Below are 15,209 nucleotides of genomic sequence, written 5' to 3'. Positions count from 1 at the left end.
CGCCCACAGCAGGCCGGTCGCGACGCCGAGCAGCAGCGACGAAGCGGGGCCGGCCGGGCGGCCGTCGCGTTGCGCGAAGCCGGTGAGCCGGTTGCCGGCCGCGACGAGCGGGCGCGTCAGGTGTTCCGCGAAGCGCGGCATCAGCAGCGTCAGGCCGAATACGGCGAGCAGGACGATCGCGATCCAGCGGCCAGCCTGGTTTGCCTGCGCGACCCAGCCGCCGCCGACGGCGGCGAGCGTCGCGACGACGGCGAACGTGAGCGCCATGCCGGCGAGCAGCGGCAGGCCGGTGCGCACGAACGGCTGGTCGGCGCGGGCGAACACGAACGGCAGCACGGGCAGGATGCAGGGGCTCAGGATCGTGAGCACGCCCCCGAGATAGGCAAGGACGATGAGCAGCATGGTGCGTTCTCCAGTCGGTCGGAAGGGGGGCCGGATCAGGCGGCGGCCGGATGGAAGGTGAGCGCGAGGCCGTTCATGCAGTAGCGCAGGCCGGTCGGCTGCGGGCCGTCGTCGAACACGTGGCCGAGGTGCCCGCCGCAGCGCCGGCAGTGCACTTCGGTGCGGACCATCCCGAACGTCGTGTCGGTGTGGGTGTCGACCGCGTGGTCGAGCGGCTTCCAGAAGCTCGGCCAGCCCGTATGGCTGTCGAACTTGGTGGCGGACGAGAACAGCGCGAGCGCGCAGCCGGCGCACGCGAACGTGCCGGCCCGGTGTTCGTCGTTCAGCGGGCTGCTGTACGGCCGCTCGGTGCCGGCTTCGCGCAGGATCGTGTACTGGGCGGGCGTGAGCCGGCGATGCCATTCGGCATCGCTGAGCGTGATCTCGAAAGGGGCCGCCGGTGCGCCGGCCGGCGGCGCGGCGAACGCCCGGCCGACCAGCGCACGCCGTCCGGCGGACGACAGCGCCGCGAGCGCGGCAAGACCGGTGGCGCCGGCGAACAGCAGATGTCTGCGGGTGGGCATGATGGGCTCCTGGAAGCAGGTCCTGAAAACATGCGCCCATCGTAGGCAGCGGCCGGTGTCGAAGTCCTCACGGAAAGTTAAATGAATCGTGACATCTGGGGGGCCGTTGGGGGCGGTGGAATCCGTCGATGTGCCAACTGGCAAGCGTCTTCGGACGGGTGAGCTGACGATATTTACCGCGCAGCGGTTCGCGCCGCGTTTTTAAGTGTTTTTTTAGTTTTCGTTGAGTTGCGTGGCGAATCCGGAGTCAGATCCGCCTGTCCTCGCAATCCTTGAGCAATTCGCCAAGTGCGTCGAATACCACCCGCACGCGCCCCGGCACGGTCGCCGAGACGGTGCTGCGGCAGCTCGCATCGCGTGCTTTGTCTGCTTGAGTCCGTTGCGACGATCCGTATCGCTTCGTCGCGTTGCGTGACGAGCGTGGGTGACCACCCGACAGGGGGCGCCCGCTCCGCGGACTCGAGCAGCGCGACCCCATGCGTGCGATTGACTTGCGCGACAGTACGATCATGAGCGATGACCGTGCTCCGACATCCCGAGACTCGCGAACGCCGAATCGCTTTGGAAGCGGTGACATCGGATTACCGACGGCAAAACGGTCGTTCGTTCGCGCAAGCGATCCTCGTGTTCCACCCGTCGACGCGATGGCGTTGTGCTCGGGTTCCTGAAAGACGACGGTGCAACCGGGCAACGACGATGACGAGAAAAACTGCCGTGCGCTACGAGCTAGTGCACTGGAAGCTCGCCGCTGCCTTTACATCTTCACCGATATACTTGGGCCACAGTGGATAGCGGCACAACGGGCGCGTCCTCCCGAGCGTGGCGGCATTGAGGTCGCTCATCGTCAGTGTTTCAGGTGCCTTGCCGCTTTCCACCCATTCATCGAGCGCGGATAGCGAATCGATGGCGGGATGAAACGGGCCCGTGCCATGGCCGACCCCCGGCATCAGATAAAACCGCACGAAGCCGTCGACCGTTCCTTGTCCGAAGCGCTGCACCAGACCGGCGTAATAGTCGGTGCTCGAGTCGGTGCTCACGATCTCGTCGGCAAGGCCGTGCGTCATGATGAGCTTGCCGCCTTTCGCGACATAGGCGCTCAGGTCGGTGCTCGTTGCATCGGTCAGCGCCGAAAGCGCCTGGACGCGCGACTGATACGCACCGGGATTGACCGGATCGAACGTCAACGAATCGAACGTGGGCACGCGCGTGACAAAGTACTTGACCCATTGATCGCCTGTCACCCACTGGTTCGCGTCTTTCTTTCCCGCGGGATTCGCGGGTACTTTCGATTCGCCGAGATCACGCGTCGTGTACGGCCCCGCGAACACCGAACCGGCGAGGATGTTGTAGCCGGCGTATTGCGTCACGCCGTTCGCAAGCGGATAAGGCAATTGCAACGGTGCAGCGATGGTCTGAATGGTCGCGATCTGCGCATCCGACAGACAGGTGTCGCCCGAATCCGCGCCGTTCGGGCAACGCACGGACGCCAGCACCGTCGCCGATTGCGCCTTGCACGCCGCCACGTTGGACACGATGCCGTCGGCGACACCGTCGAGCGCATCGCACGCGCTCATGACGGCATTTTGCAGCAGTACCGTTTTGGCGACATCGAGCCAGCCTGCGCCGTTGTTCAGGTAGAGTGCGCGGCCGAGCGCGACATTGCTCAAACGCAGCCCGGTATAGTTGAGCGCCGGGCGATTCACGACGATACCGTCATAGTCGGCGGGCCAGCGTTGCGCTTCGCTCAACCCGTCCCGACCGCCTGTAGAACTGCCGAAGAAATAGGTTTTGCCGGGCGCGCTCGCGTAGCGCTTTCTGATGAGCGCCATCGCGACGTCGTGTGTCTTCTTCAGACTCAGGCCGCCGTAGTTCGCCAGCGACTCGTCATTCGCGGCGAACTTGCCGTCGGTGATGCTGGTGCTCTGATGCCCGGAATCGTCGCCGAACGTCGCGTAGCCGTCGGCAAGCGGCGTCGGCGTGCCCGTTGGCGCCATGTCGAGCGCGTCGACGCCGGTAATCAGCGTACCGTCGAAGCCGCCGCCGCCATAATGCAGCGCCTTGCGGTTCCAGTGGGTCGGCAGATTGACCTGAAACCTGATCGACGGCGCCGCGGGATCGACGGGAGCGATGGCCCCATTCACCTGGCAATATTCACCGGCGGCCTCCACCAGCGTGGCGCTCGTGATCGTCGCGCCGCCGGTCGGTTCGGCAATCGACGATGCCGGAATCGCCAGGCCGTTCAATGCCGCACATTGGGCCGCGGCTGACGGCGGTGGCGGCGAGCTCGCCGAAGCGCCGCCGCTCGACTCATTGCCGCCGCACCCGCTGATGCAAAGGCTGAGGGCGAGCGCCCCCACAACGGTCTGTTGTCCATCGTCGTCTCCAGGATGAATGGATTGCTATTCGACAGCACCGCCTGCCTGCTCGACGCCAGATTCGGCGAGCCGAACGGAGGGGCCGAACAGTGCGCACACGCCGGCCTGCGATACGAACATTGCATCGCCGCTGTGCCCCGCGCCTTGAACTTCATGCAGCACATGCCGCAATGCCGGATGCCGGGCGCGCAGATAGGCGTAGTACGCGCGGCCGCGTGCGAGGCGGTGCGGGCCTTGCATCATCGCCTCGCATGAGCGGTCGAGAGCCGGGTGCGCCGGATCGTCGTCGTGCGCACCGAGCAGATAGGTGACGTCGTGATCGACATAACGACGTTCGAGCGATTGCGCGTCGAGTCCGTCCGCATAGCGGGGAAGTCGCGACGTGCCGTATTTCCATTCATTGAATCCGGCGCATGCGGTTCGATCGATGCCCTCGTAGTGCGGACGCCACGCGTCGAAATACACATACGACGAAGGATTCGCGATGACGTAACGTACTTTCACACCGCGTGCGAGACAACATGCCGTAGCGTTGCTGAGTATCGCGTGCCGATGCGCGACCTGTGCACCTCCGGAATGTCCCGCGATCACGATCTCGCGCAGCTTCGGATAGCGGCCGCTCTGCATGCCCTGAACGTAATGTTCGACGAGCGCATCGAGCACATCGAACGAGCTGAGCGGCGCTGGACCGACTGCGTCAAGTCCGCCCATCCACGAGGTCCATTCCCAATGCAGACAGGCGTCCGCCAACCGGTGATACGCGACGTCGGCCGTCGCGAGAAATTGCGGCACGGCGAGCATCACGCTTTTCGCATCGGCCGTGGAGGCGTCGAGCGCGCGCTGCGTCGATCGAAGGTATGCGTCGGCGTCGCGCAATCGGCCGTGCAGCATCACGACGACCTGCGTCGCGGTTGCCCGTGCGGCGGTGCCGCCCGTGAACAGCGGCACGTTCGCTGCGCCGCGTGACGTCGAAACGGTCAACCGCTCGCTGGCGACGACCTTGACGGGTACTTCGTTGCGTGGATGCATCTCGTGGTTCCGGGGAAGGCACATCGCGGCGCTCATGCTGCATCACCCGGCCACAGGTCGGGCTCGCGGCGCAAGCGTCGCCCGGACGACGTGAACCCGACCAGCAACAACGAGACGATGCCGGCGAACACCAGATACCACGCCGGTACGATGCGCGAGCCGGTGACGTCGATCAATGTCGAAACGGTGAGCGGCGCGAGTCCGCCAAACAGCGTGACGGCCACGTTGTACGACAGCGCCACGCCCGTCGAACGCATGGCCGTCGGAAACAACTGCGTCAGCATGCCGGGGTGCGCGCCCGACATGACGCTGAGCACGACCGTCGCGATTATCTGCGCGCTGAAGACGCGTTCGGGCGAGGGCGCCGCGAGCACCCATGCGAAAAGCGGATAGGCAGTGCATACCCAGGCGATCGTCACCGGAAAGAACAGCCGATACGCGCCGAAGCGGTCGGCAAGCTTCCCTGCCAGCGGATAGCCGACAATGCCGATCAATCCGGAGATCGCCGTGCCGAACAGCGCGTTCTTGAGCGGTAGATGCAACTGGTGTTCGACATAGAGCGGCATATACGAGTGCCACAGATAATTGGTCGCGGCGCCGATGATGATGACGCCCATCGCGCATAGCGCCGCATCGCCGCGCTCGCGAATGAATGTCCGTAGCGACTGGCGTGGCGCATGTCCAAGGCGCTCCCGCAACTGTACGAATTCCGGCGACTCGCCGACCTTGTGGCGGATGTAGAAGCCCACGGGTCCCACCAGCGCGCCGAGCAGAAATGGCACGCGCCAACCCCACGTCACGAGCGACTGGTGCGACAGCTGCGTGGTGAGCAAGTACGAACACAGCGACGACAGAAGCAGCGCGACGGCCTGTGACGTCATCTGAAAACTGCCGAAGAACATCTTGCGTCCTGGCGGCGCGTATTCCGTCAGCATCGCGGCCGCTGTCGCGAACTCGCCGCCCACCGAGAGCCCTTGCAGAATACGGGCGAGGACGACGAGGAGCGGTGCGGCCATGCCGATGGCTGCGTAACTGGGTGTCAGGCCCATCATCAGCGTGCTCGCCGCCATCAGCAGAATCAGCAGCGACAAGGTTTTGCGCCGACCGTAGCGGTCCGCGCATGCGCCTATCACGATGCCGCCTAGCGGCCTCACCACGAAGCCGACCGCGAACGTCGCAAGCGTCAGCGTGATCGACACAAATCCGTTGCCGACAGGGAAAAACACCTGCGCGATGATCTTCGCGAAGTAGCCGTAGATGAGGAAGTCGAACCACTCGAGGCCATTGCCGATGACCGACGCGAGCACCGCGCGGCGGGTTTGCGAACGGCTGAGTACCGTTGCGGCCGACGCGTGCACAGCCGCTTGCAAGGTGGATTGCATGTGTCTCCTTTGATGCGCTTCCAGCTTTTGAAGCAAGCGTACGTGTCGATGTCGTGAATGTAAAATACCGATGAGACACGGTTGCCATATCCAACGCATATACCAGACAAACGATGGAACTCAGACAGCTGCGCTATTTCCTCGCCGTCGCCGAAGAAGGTCAGTTCACTCGGGCCGCCGCGCGACTGCATATCCAGCAGCCGCCGTTGTCGCAGCAGATTCAGGAACTCGAACAGGAACTGGGCTTCGCGCTATTCGTGCGGCAGCCCCGCGGCGTCGTGTTGACGGCGCCCGGCGAGATCTTCGCCGCACGCGCGCGTACGGTACTGCTCGAACTGAACAACGCCGTCGTCCATGCGCGCCGAGTGGCGCAAGGCCGGATCGGCACGGTGCGTATCGCGCTCACGAGTTCGGCGGCGTTTCACCCCCTTACGCCTACCGCTATTCGCAATTTTCGTGACATGTACCCCGAGATTTCGATCGAGATGAGCGAGGTGAATGCGGCGGAGATCATCGAAATGATGTTGAACGGCCGCGCGGATGCCGCCATTCTCCGCAAACCGGTCGAAACGCCCGCTGACCTACGCTTCGAACTCCTCGCCGAAGAACGCATGTTGCTGGTGCTGCCGGTGGGGCACAGGCTGGTCAGCAGTCGTTCCGTGTCGCTCAAACAGCTCGCGAACGAATCGTTCATCTTCGTGCGTCGGCCGGGTGCGCCCGGCATGTACGCGGACTTCATTCGCGCTTGTCAGGCGAAGGGATTCGAGCCGCACGTCGCGGAAGAGGTGCCGCGCATGGTGACGGCAATCAATCTCGTGGCGGCGGGCGGCGGCGTATCGCTCGTTCCGGCGTCGATGCAACGTTACCATCAGGAAAGCGTGCGCTATTGCCGTGTGGCCGGCGATCATGCGTTTCGCGCGCCGTTGCATCTGGTCACCCGGCATGATTTGCAAAACCCCGCCGCGTCGCATTTCCGTGAAGCGTTGCTGATGTTTGTCCAGCGTCACCCGCATCGCGAATAAGCCTGAGAACGGCAAGCACCTGACGGATGGCGCGGTCTGTCGAGTTCCGTTGTGCAATGTCGACAAATTCCCGGACGCGCGGGCTGCCTTCTCGGACGCTCCGTCGCATCGCGTGATCGCGGGGAGCGATCGGTTACAGGTGATGGTCTGTGGCCCGGCGGGGCAAAACGGGTTGCCGGCGGTACAGGATGCGGGTCGCTCCGAAGGCAAAGCCGACCGCAGGGTTTGCCGATTTCACGCTTTTCGTGCATGTATGGCCCCGCCGCCTTTTGCAAGCCTCTTGTTCGGGATGTCGAAACGGTCTACATGCCTCTATCCGGCTCGCCTGATGCGAACGCATGGCCGGAACGCCAATCGTGACGTACTGGCTGTCGCGACACGACCGCGTTCATACGGTCGGACAACGGCATCGAATCCGTCGTTGCCGGCGCCACGACAGGTTTCTGCCGTGAAGGCGACGTGGTCGCGTGTCATCGTATTCACGAATTGCCCGGCCATCCCGTCAATTTGTGTGCCACGCTGCCTGCAGGCACATTGGCTTTGGCGCGGTGGCACGCCGCGAGCTGTGCCAATAGCGTCGAAACGAGTCCGAACGCAACGCGTCGCATTTTGCCGCTCTCCGGCGACGTCGATATGTCGAATAGGGCGTCGGCGCGACATTGCTGCATCAATTTGGTGCGCCCGTCAGGGGTATATCCATATTTAACGAAACGTTTGCGTGGCACCGTTTCGAAATATTCGGTAATTGCACCGCTATTCGAGCGTCGATACAGCACGGGATACTGCGTGGATTTCCAATGACATCGGATGAATATGTCCGTCGCGAACGTTTGCCTCGATATCGAAGCGAATACAAATCGTACTTCGCACCACCCATTCGTGTTCAGCAATTTCCGATCAGGGCTCACACGATTACATCGATTGCCGTCTGCATTACACCCGGGACCCGTGCACGCGACATCGATTTGAACGTGACGCCGAGGTGCACGAATAATCGAGGCAACTGCCCGAATTTGCGGTGGTCCGCACACCCATGCGGTCGCCGAAACATCTTCCCTCATCCAGCCCTGATCCACCGGCTCACGGGCGTCATGCACCGGGCGGCCCGAATTTCGTCGCAATTATCCTGAGCCCGGTAAGTTTCCCGTTATCCCGATCGATATCCGCTGTCGATGACTAGCGTCAATTTTCTATCGAATTTTGAGAATTAATTCACATTCCATCCGGCTATTGTCAATAAACAGGGTCGCATCACGGGCTTGATTGATTCCGACAACAACACGGCGGAAACGGACATTGATAAATCGGCTAACAATCCCAGCCGCATATGATGCGGCGCAGAAATCAAGAAATGTAAGAAATTGTTAAAGGGCCGCAAGATGCAAACAGTATCGAATCATTCGTCGGCGGGGTTAAGCGTGAATCGTGGCAGAGGCTCCGGAACCGGGCATCAACGGGTAAGCGTAATCGTACTATTGCTCGAGGGTTTTTCGATTATGCAGATGGGCAAGCTGGCGGCAGTGTTCGAACTCGCCAATCAGCTAGGTCGGGCCGAGGGCGCATTCGCCGACCACTACGAATTGCGGCTTTATTCGATCCATGGCGGCCCGGTTCGTTCGTCGTCCGGTGTCGGAATCTGGACGGACGCCACCCGCATGCTCGATGCAAGCACGGTTCACGCGATGTTCGTCCTGAGCGGAGAGGGTGGGATCGATGCTCTCGACGAGCAATTGATCGCGTGGCTCAGGCACGCGCATCAGCGCGCGCGCGTGGTCAGGGGCAGCGGTGGCGGCCGGAAGCTGTTGACGCAGATTCACCTGGCGCAAAAGGAGGCCGAGAAGGTGTTGCCGTCGGCGGACGACGACGGCGCTTCGCACCTCGGACGCGACGACATCGAATGTGCGGGTGACGAAGACGACGGGCCGTTCTCGGACGCGTTGTCGATCGTGCGCGTGGACATGGGTTACGAAATCGCGCAGGAAATCGTGGCGTGCATGGTATCCGGTGCGAACCGCAAGCTGACCGACGTGCTGTTCGGCGCTCGTGTCGCGCGCGCCAGCACCTTGATCCGACGCGCGGCCCATCACCTGCGCGTTAACAGCGAGAATCGGATCTCCATCGCGGACGAGGCGCAGGCCGCCGCGATGAGCGAGCGCAATTTCCTCCGGCGATTCAAGAACGAGATCGGTGTGACGCCAACCGAGTTCGTGTTGAGAATCCGCCTTGAAAAGGCCTGTCGCATGCTGATCGAAACGGACCTGCCGGCCGATAAGGTCGCGAGACGAACCGGCCTTGGCAGCGGCGACCGGATGGCCAAGCTGTTTCGCCAGCACTTGCAGACTTCACCAACCGAGTATCGGGCCGCTGCTCGAAAAGGCGGCGAAGCCTCGGCGGAAATGCTGTATGCGTCGGATCTGAGCAGCTGGATGAACAACGCGACATCGTAGTCGCGAGCGTGCCTTTCGTCACTCGAAGCCGATACGTCAATTCATCGTGCCGGGCGTAATGAGTTTCCGGATGAACGGTATTTCATTCGAATGACAGGGCGCTCGATTCGTACTGCAAAATTCTTATATCGGTGGATCGACGCGCGACGAAGGCGGATTCGGCCACAATCGTGGCGCCGTCCGACACCCGCCGCCCGAACCGCGTATCCGCTCGATTAGGTTATCGACTGGCCTTTCGAGGAGGCGGCACCCCGGTACTCCTCGGAATTTTGCCTGCCGTGTGTTCGTGAGCGCACCGTGCAGGCCTTTTTATTCCTCGAACCAGCATTCGCGCGGAGATTGACCGCCGATGCTCGCTCGTCTGTTCCGCGTGGCACCCGGCGATGAAATCGCCGTCTGGCATGGCGAATGGCATCGGCAACATGAATCCTGCATTGGCGGGAGGCGGCGTAGTGCCGTAGCGGTCGTGATTCGAGAATCACTGAAAAGACGTGCGTCATTTCGCACGGAATGTTATCCGGACAATCGTGAGGGCGATCGGATAAATCCGGCATGGATTCACCCTTGATTCCATCGGCCATCAACAAGGCGAATTCGGACGCAAGCGATAAATGCGCGAGTCGCGATGAATATGATGCACTGCGGAAACACGGAAGTGACGACATTCCGACGGGCACACGGATGGGCACGCTGACCGGCGAGCGCACCGCAGCGTGCCGCGGCACAGCGGAATGACCGCCTCGCGGCGCCATGAGTTTTGACGTGAAGTGCCGGTGCGGAACGCGGATGGATGCTGGACTGAAAATTAGGAGTTCATATCAATGAATTCGTTGATCAATCGAGCGACCGATATCGGGCTGATCGTGCTGGGCGCGTTCATTCCCGCGTTGATCGGTGCCACCGGCGGCGCGCGCGGGACGCTGTTCGACGGCGCGCTCGTCGCGTTTGCCGCCGCGCTGGCCTTGTCGGTATTTCCCGCCTGTGGCATCTACGACGCGGCGCGCACGCGTTCGGCACTGCACGTGCTTGGTCGAACCGTGCTCGCGTGGATCGTCGTGCAGGGCGTGAGCACCGCGCTGCTGTACATGCTGCATCGCGCGCACGTGCTGTCGAGCGAGTGGTTCGTGTACTGGACGCTCGCCAGCGGGATCGGCCTGATCGCGTTCCGTGCGCTGACGCTTGCGCTCTTCGGAATGATCGAGCGTGCCGGCGATCGGATGCGTGCGGCGGCCATCGCGCGCGCCGACCTGCGCGGCCAGCGCGAGATCGGCCACCGCGCGGTGGGGCGCGTGAAGCGCCTGGTCAAGCGCGGCTTCGACCTGGTGTGCGCGTCGTTGCTGCTCCTGATGCTGGCGCCGGTATTGCTGGGCATCGCGTGGATCGTGCGGCGCGACGGCGGCCCGGCGATCTTCGGGCACGAGCGCGTCGGCCGCGACGGCCGGCGCTTCAAGTGCCTGAAATTCCGCTCGATGGTGACGAACGCCGATGCGGTGCTCAAGGCACTGCTCGAGCGCGATGCCGACGCCCGCGCGGAATGGGATCGCGAATTCAAGCTGAAGAACGATGTCCGCATCACGCCGATCGGACGCCTGCTCCGCAAGACGAGTCTCGACGAACTGCCGCAGCTGCTGAACGTGCTGAAGGGCGACATGAGCCTCGTCGGGCCGCGACCGATCGTCGAGGCGGAACTCGAACGCTACGGCACCGACGTGCGCTACTACCTGATGGCGAAACCGGGGATGACCGGACTCTGGCAGGTCAGCGGCCGCAACGACACCGACTATTCGACGCGCGTGTCGCTTGACGTGTCCTACGTGCGCGAATGGTCGCTGCGCCGCGACATCGGCATCCTGTTGCGGACGATCAACGTGGTGGTGCGCGGATCGGGCGCGTATTAGCCGCTGCCGCGCGCACGTCGCGAAGGATGGGCGGCGGCGCGTCACCGTGGCAGGCGCGGCGGGGTTCGGCAGTGAGCAGTGGCGGCAAGCATGTCCGGTCTCGACAGGGGTGCTGTACTCGCGTTCGACACGACGCGGGGCGACCGGTGAAATTTCAAATTAAAAGAGTGCGAGGGTGTAATGCAGAGGTTGCGTCAAATGGAGTCGGCGCGCGCGATCGCGCCGCGCCGGCCAATGCGTGTCGGTTCGCTCGTGATGATCCCGCCGCTGTGTGCGTTGCTGGGCGCGTGCGGCATCGCGCCGGGCATGCGCATGCAGCAGCCGACGTCGATTCCGTTGCAAAGCGTGGCCGCGCAGGCGGAGAGCACCGTGCTGCCGGTGTCGATCACGAACATCGATCTGTCGCTGATCCGGCGCATGCGCGACACCGAACGCAGTACGCGCGGCGAAGCACGCGATGTCGTCGGGTCGCCGGATGCCTACACGATCGGGCGCGGCGACGTGCTGCAGATCGTCGTCTGGGATCACCCCGAACTCGCGGCGGCGCTCGGCGCGCCGGCGCAGGCCGCGCCGCGCCCGGCCGATGCGCCGCCGGGCTTCGTCGTCGACCAGGACGGCACGCTGCAGTTCCCGTTCGCGGGGCGCCTGCCGGTGGCCGGACTGACGGCCGAGCAGGTTCAGACGCAGCTCACGCGGCGTCTCGACAAGACGTTCAGGAATCCGCAAGTCACGGTGCGCATCGCATCGTTCCGCGCGAAGCAGGTGTATATCGAGGGTGAGGTGCATACGCCGGGCTCGCAACCCGTCAACGACATCCCGATGACGCTGTACGACGCGATCGGGCGGGCCGGTGGCTTCGCGGCGTCAGCCGACCAGAGCCGCGTCGTGCTCGTGCGCGACGGCGTCGAACGCCGGCTCGACCTGACCGAGATGGCCGAGCAGGGGCGCAACCCGTCGACGATCGTGCTGCGCAACGGCGATCTCGTGCGGGTGCTGCCGCGCGACGAGAGCGGCGTGTTCGTGATGGGCGAGGTCAACAAGCCCGTGACGGCGTTGCCGATGCGCAATGGCCGGCTGACGCTGAGCGAGGCGATCTCGCAGGCCGGCAGCTTGAACGCGAACACGGCCGATGCGGCGCAGGTCTACGTGGTGCGCGGGATGCAGGACGAGCAGCCGCAGGTCTATCACCTCGACGCGCGCTCGCCGGTCGCGATGGTGCTGGCGAATCAGTTCCAGCTGAAGCCGCAGGATGTCGTGTACGTCGACGGCAACGGGCTGGTGCGCTTCAGCCGTGTGCTCAGCCTGTTGCTGCCGGCCATCAACGCCGGCCTGACCGCGGCGATTGCGACCAAGTGATGGAATCGATCCTGATCGTCTGCGAGGGCAACATCTGCCGCAGCCCGATGGCCGAAGCGATGCTGCGTGACGCGATGCCCGGGCGCCGCATCGCGTCCGCCGGCCTGAACGCGCTGGTCGGCATGCCGGCCGCGCCGTATGCGCAGGACGTCATGCGGATGCGCGGCTTCGACGTGTCGACGCATCGCGCGCAGCAGATCGGCCGCTCGCTGTGTACCGACGCCGACCTGATCCTCGTGATGGACCGTCGCCAGCGGACGTCACTCGAGAACCAGTTCCCGTTCGTGCGGGGACGCGTGTTCCGTCTCGGCGAGTACACGGATTTCGACGTGCACGACCCTTACCGCCAGCCCCGATTCGTGTTCGAACGCTGCGCGCGGCTGATCGAGCTCGGCGTGTCCGAGTGGTCGAAGCGCCTGCGTATCGTCTGACGCGGCCGCAGGTCGATGCCCCAATGAAACCCCATATGCCTCCCGTCGCTGCCATGACCCAACCCTCCGCCCCGCCGCAGCCCACCGCCGAAGACGGCAGCGAGACCGACTTCGTCGCGGTGCTCGACATCCTGCTGGAAAGCCGTTGGCTGATCGCGATCATCACGTGCGTGCTGCTGGCCGCGGGCCTCGCGTATGCGATGCTCGGCAAGCCCGTGTTCGAAGCCAACATCATGGTCCAGGTCGAGGACAGCCCGGACACGTCGGCCGCCAAGTCGTTGCTCGGCGATGTCTCCGCGCTGTTCGACGTGAAGTCCTCGGCCGCCGCCGAGCAGCAGATCCTCGCGTCGCGCCTCGTCGTCGAACGCGCGGTCGACAAGCTCAACCTGTTCATCGACGCCGAGCCGAAGCGCTTTCCGCTGATCGGCGACTGGATCGCGCGCCATGCCGACGGCCTGTCCGACCCCGGCCTGGCCGGGTTCGGCGGCTACGCATGGGGCCGCGAGCACATCGACGTGCCGCGCTTCGACGTGCCGCGCAAGAACGAAGGCGATGCGTTCTCGCTGACGAACCTCGGCGGCAAGCGCTACCGGCTCGAAGGCGGCGATTTCGATGCGCCGGTCGAGGGCACGGTCGGCACGCTCGAGCATTTCAGCTCGCCGCGCGGGCCGGTCACGCTGCTGGTCGCGTCGATCGCCGCGAAGCCGGGCGCCGCGTTCGTGCTGGTGCGCAACTCGCGGCTGAAGACGATCGAGGACATCCGCGATCGCCTCAACGTGCAGGAGCGCGTGAAGCAATCGGACGTCGTCGTCGCCAGCCTGCAGGACACCGACCCGAAATGGGTCAGCGACACGATGAACGAGATCGGCCGCCAGTACGTGCGGCAGAACATCGAGCGGAAGTCGGCGGAGGCCGCGCAGTCGCTCGAGTTTCTCAGCGGGCAACTGCCGCAGCTCAAGCAGCAGCTGACCGATTCCGAGGCGCGCCTGACGAAGCTGCGCAACGAGCACGGCACGGTCGACCTCACCGAGGAAGCGAAGCTCGCGCTGGCGCAGACCGCCGACGCGAAGACGCGCCTGCTCGAGTTGCAACAGAAGCGTCAGGAGCTGATGTCGCGCTTCACCGAGCGGCATCCGAGCGTCGCGGTGATCGACGAGCAGATCGCCGCGCTGAACGGTTATCGGAATACGGCCGAACAACAGATCCGGCGCCTGCCGGACCTGCAGCAGGATACCGTGCGGCTGATGCTCGACGTGAGGGTCAACACCGACCTCTACACCGCGTTGCTGAACAACATGCAGCAGCTGCAACTCGTGCAGGCCGGCAAGACGGGCAACGTGCGCCTCGTCGACACGGCGGCGGTACCGGAAGTGGCGGTGCGGCCGAAGAAGGCGCTCGTCGCGCTCGCATCGCTGCTGCTCGGGCTGCTCGCCGGCTGCGGCACCGCGATCACGCGCTCGATGCTGTTCCATGGCATCTCCGATCACAACGAGATCGAGCGCCGTCTCGGCCTCGCGGTGTACGCGACGGTGCCGATCAGCGACCATCAGCGCGACCTGGCCGAGGAGGCCGCGCGCAAGCGCGGCCACAAGTCGATCCTGTCGATCGACTTCCCGAACGAACCGGCCGTCGAGTGCCTGCGCAGCCTGCGCACCGCGCTGCAGTTCGCGATGCTCGAGGCGAAGAACAACATCGTGCTGATCGCGGGCCCCACGCCGGGCGTCGGCAAGACCTTCCTGTCGGCGAACCTCGCGGTCGTGATGGCGAGCGCCGGCAAGCGCGTGCTGCTGATCGACGGCGACATCCGCAAGGGCCGGCTGCATGACTATCTCGGTTTTCCGCGCGGGCGCGGCTTCACGGAGCTGATCGCCGGCAGCGCGCGCGTGGAGGACGTGATTCACCGCGAAGTGGTCGACGGTCTCGACTTCATCTCGACCGGGACGATGCCGAAGAACCCCGCGGAGCTGCTGCTGAACCGCAATCTTGCGGCGCTGATGGACGACCTGTCGTCACGCTACGACATCGTCGTGATCGACTCGGCGCCGGTGCTCGCCGTGCCCGATACCGGCATTCTCGGCGCGGTCGCCGGCACCGCGCTGCTCGTCACGATGGCGGGCAAGACGAAGCTCGGCGAGATCGGCGAATCCGTGAAGCGCTTCGCGCAGAACGGGGTCCGCCTGAGCGGCGTCATCTTCAACGGCGTCAACCCGCGGCTTGGGCAGTACGGATACGGGTCGAAGTACGGCGGGTACCGCTACGTCGCGTATGAATACGGGGCGCAGGATGCGTGACGCGCCCACCACC

Annotated in this window: 11 protein-coding genes and 2 pseudogenes; 7 read left to right on the top strand and 6 right to left on the bottom strand. The window is 64.3% G+C overall.

Translation table 11 applies throughout. The annotated features are described in order from the left end of the window. Together G3N62_RS19660 and msrB are read right to left on the bottom strand one after the other, a co-directional pair. Positions 1–402 (bottom strand): annotated as a pseudogene (locus G3N62_RS19660) (cytochrome c biogenesis protein DipZ); the annotation flags it as partial. A gap of 35 nt (positions 403–437) precedes the next feature. Continuing rightward, entirely contained in the window at positions 438–965 is a 528-nt protein-coding gene (gene msrB / locus G3N62_RS19655; protein WP_059557978.1) for a peptide-methionine (R)-S-oxide reductase MsrB, read from the bottom strand. A gap of 548 nt (positions 966–1,513) precedes the next feature. On the opposite strand from msrB, the pseudogene G3N62_RS36440 reads away from it, so the two are divergent. Continuing rightward, positions 1,514–1,630, top strand: a pseudogene (locus G3N62_RS36440) (AraC family transcriptional regulator); the annotation flags it as partial. Positions 1,631–1,684: 54 nt separating this feature from the next. On the opposite strand, the gene G3N62_RS19650 reads toward G3N62_RS36440, so the two are convergent. Genes G3N62_RS19650 through G3N62_RS19640 form a run of 3 tightly spaced genes read right to left on the bottom strand, consistent with a single transcriptional unit; the run spans position 1,685 to position 5,751 of the window. Further along, positions 1,685–3,322: a tannase/feruloyl esterase family alpha/beta hydrolase gene (locus tag G3N62_RS19650; RefSeq protein ID WP_260449361.1), complete on the bottom strand. Its 1,638-nt coding sequence runs from the start codon at positions 3,320–3,322 to the stop codon at positions 1,685–1,687. Positions 3,323–3,364: 42 nt separating this feature from the next. Continuing rightward, positions 3,365–4,405: an alpha/beta fold hydrolase gene (locus G3N62_RS19645; RefSeq protein ID WP_124670533.1), complete on the bottom strand. Its 1,041-nt coding sequence runs from the start codon at positions 4,403–4,405 to the stop codon at positions 3,365–3,367. Beyond that, positions 4,402–5,751: an MFS transporter gene (locus G3N62_RS19640; protein WP_124670534.1), complete on the bottom strand. Its 1,350-nt coding sequence runs from the start codon at positions 5,749–5,751 to the stop codon at positions 4,402–4,404. The genes G3N62_RS19645 and G3N62_RS19640 overlap by 4 nt, the downstream gene beginning before the upstream one ends. A 113-nt stretch (positions 5,752–5,864) precedes the next feature. Here G3N62_RS19640 and G3N62_RS19635 point away from each other — a divergent pair, with 113 nt between their 5' ends. Then, positions 5,865–6,773, top strand: coding sequence for a LysR family transcriptional regulator (locus G3N62_RS19635; RefSeq protein WP_034190903.1), 909 nt, complete (start codon positions 5,865–5,867; stop codon positions 6,771–6,773). Between the two features lie 479 nt (positions 6,774–7,252). Here G3N62_RS19635 and G3N62_RS19630 read toward each other — a convergent pair whose 3' ends face one another. After that, positions 7,253–7,549: a hypothetical protein gene (locus G3N62_RS19630; RefSeq protein ID WP_124609270.1), complete on the bottom strand. Its 297-nt coding sequence runs from the start codon at positions 7,547–7,549 to the stop codon at positions 7,253–7,255. Positions 7,550–8,275: 726 nt separating this feature from the next. Between G3N62_RS19630 and G3N62_RS19625 the strand changes: the two genes are divergently transcribed. The 5 genes from G3N62_RS19625 (at position 8,276) to G3N62_RS19605 (ending at position 15,196) form a co-directional block, all read left to right on the top strand. Beyond that, positions 8,276–9,220: a helix-turn-helix domain-containing protein gene (locus G3N62_RS19625; RefSeq protein WP_226104035.1), complete on the top strand. Its 945-nt coding sequence runs from the start codon at positions 8,276–8,278 to the stop codon at positions 9,218–9,220. Between the two features lie 821 nt (positions 9,221–10,041). Next, positions 10,042–11,118, top strand: a complete 1,077-nt coding sequence (locus G3N62_RS19620; protein WP_124670536.1) for a sugar transferase — start codon at positions 10,042–10,044, stop codon at positions 11,116–11,118. A 234-nt stretch (positions 11,119–11,352) separates the two neighbouring features. Next, positions 11,353–12,474, top strand: coding sequence for a polysaccharide biosynthesis/export family protein (locus G3N62_RS19615; RefSeq protein ID WP_226104034.1), 1,122 nt, complete (start codon positions 11,353–11,355; stop codon positions 12,472–12,474). Beyond that, positions 12,471–12,905, top strand: coding sequence for a low molecular weight protein-tyrosine-phosphatase (locus tag G3N62_RS19610; RefSeq protein WP_034190906.1), 435 nt, complete (start codon positions 12,471–12,473; stop codon positions 12,903–12,905). The genes G3N62_RS19615 and G3N62_RS19610 overlap by 4 nt, the downstream gene beginning before the upstream one ends. A gap of 53 nt (positions 12,906–12,958) precedes the next feature. Further along, positions 12,959–15,196, top strand: a complete 2,238-nt coding sequence (locus G3N62_RS19605) for a polysaccharide biosynthesis tyrosine autokinase (RefSeq protein WP_034190907.1) — start codon at positions 12,959–12,961, stop codon at positions 15,194–15,196. Positions 15,197–15,209 lie beyond the last annotated feature (13 nt).

This window comes from Burkholderia sp. Tr-20355 (assembly GCF_017104685.1).
Classification (GTDB): Bacteria; Pseudomonadota; Gammaproteobacteria; order Burkholderiales; family Burkholderiaceae; genus Burkholderia; species Burkholderia seminalis.
The sequence above is the reverse complement of the archived record's forward strand: the minus strand, read 5'-3'. Positions and strand labels throughout refer to the sequence as shown.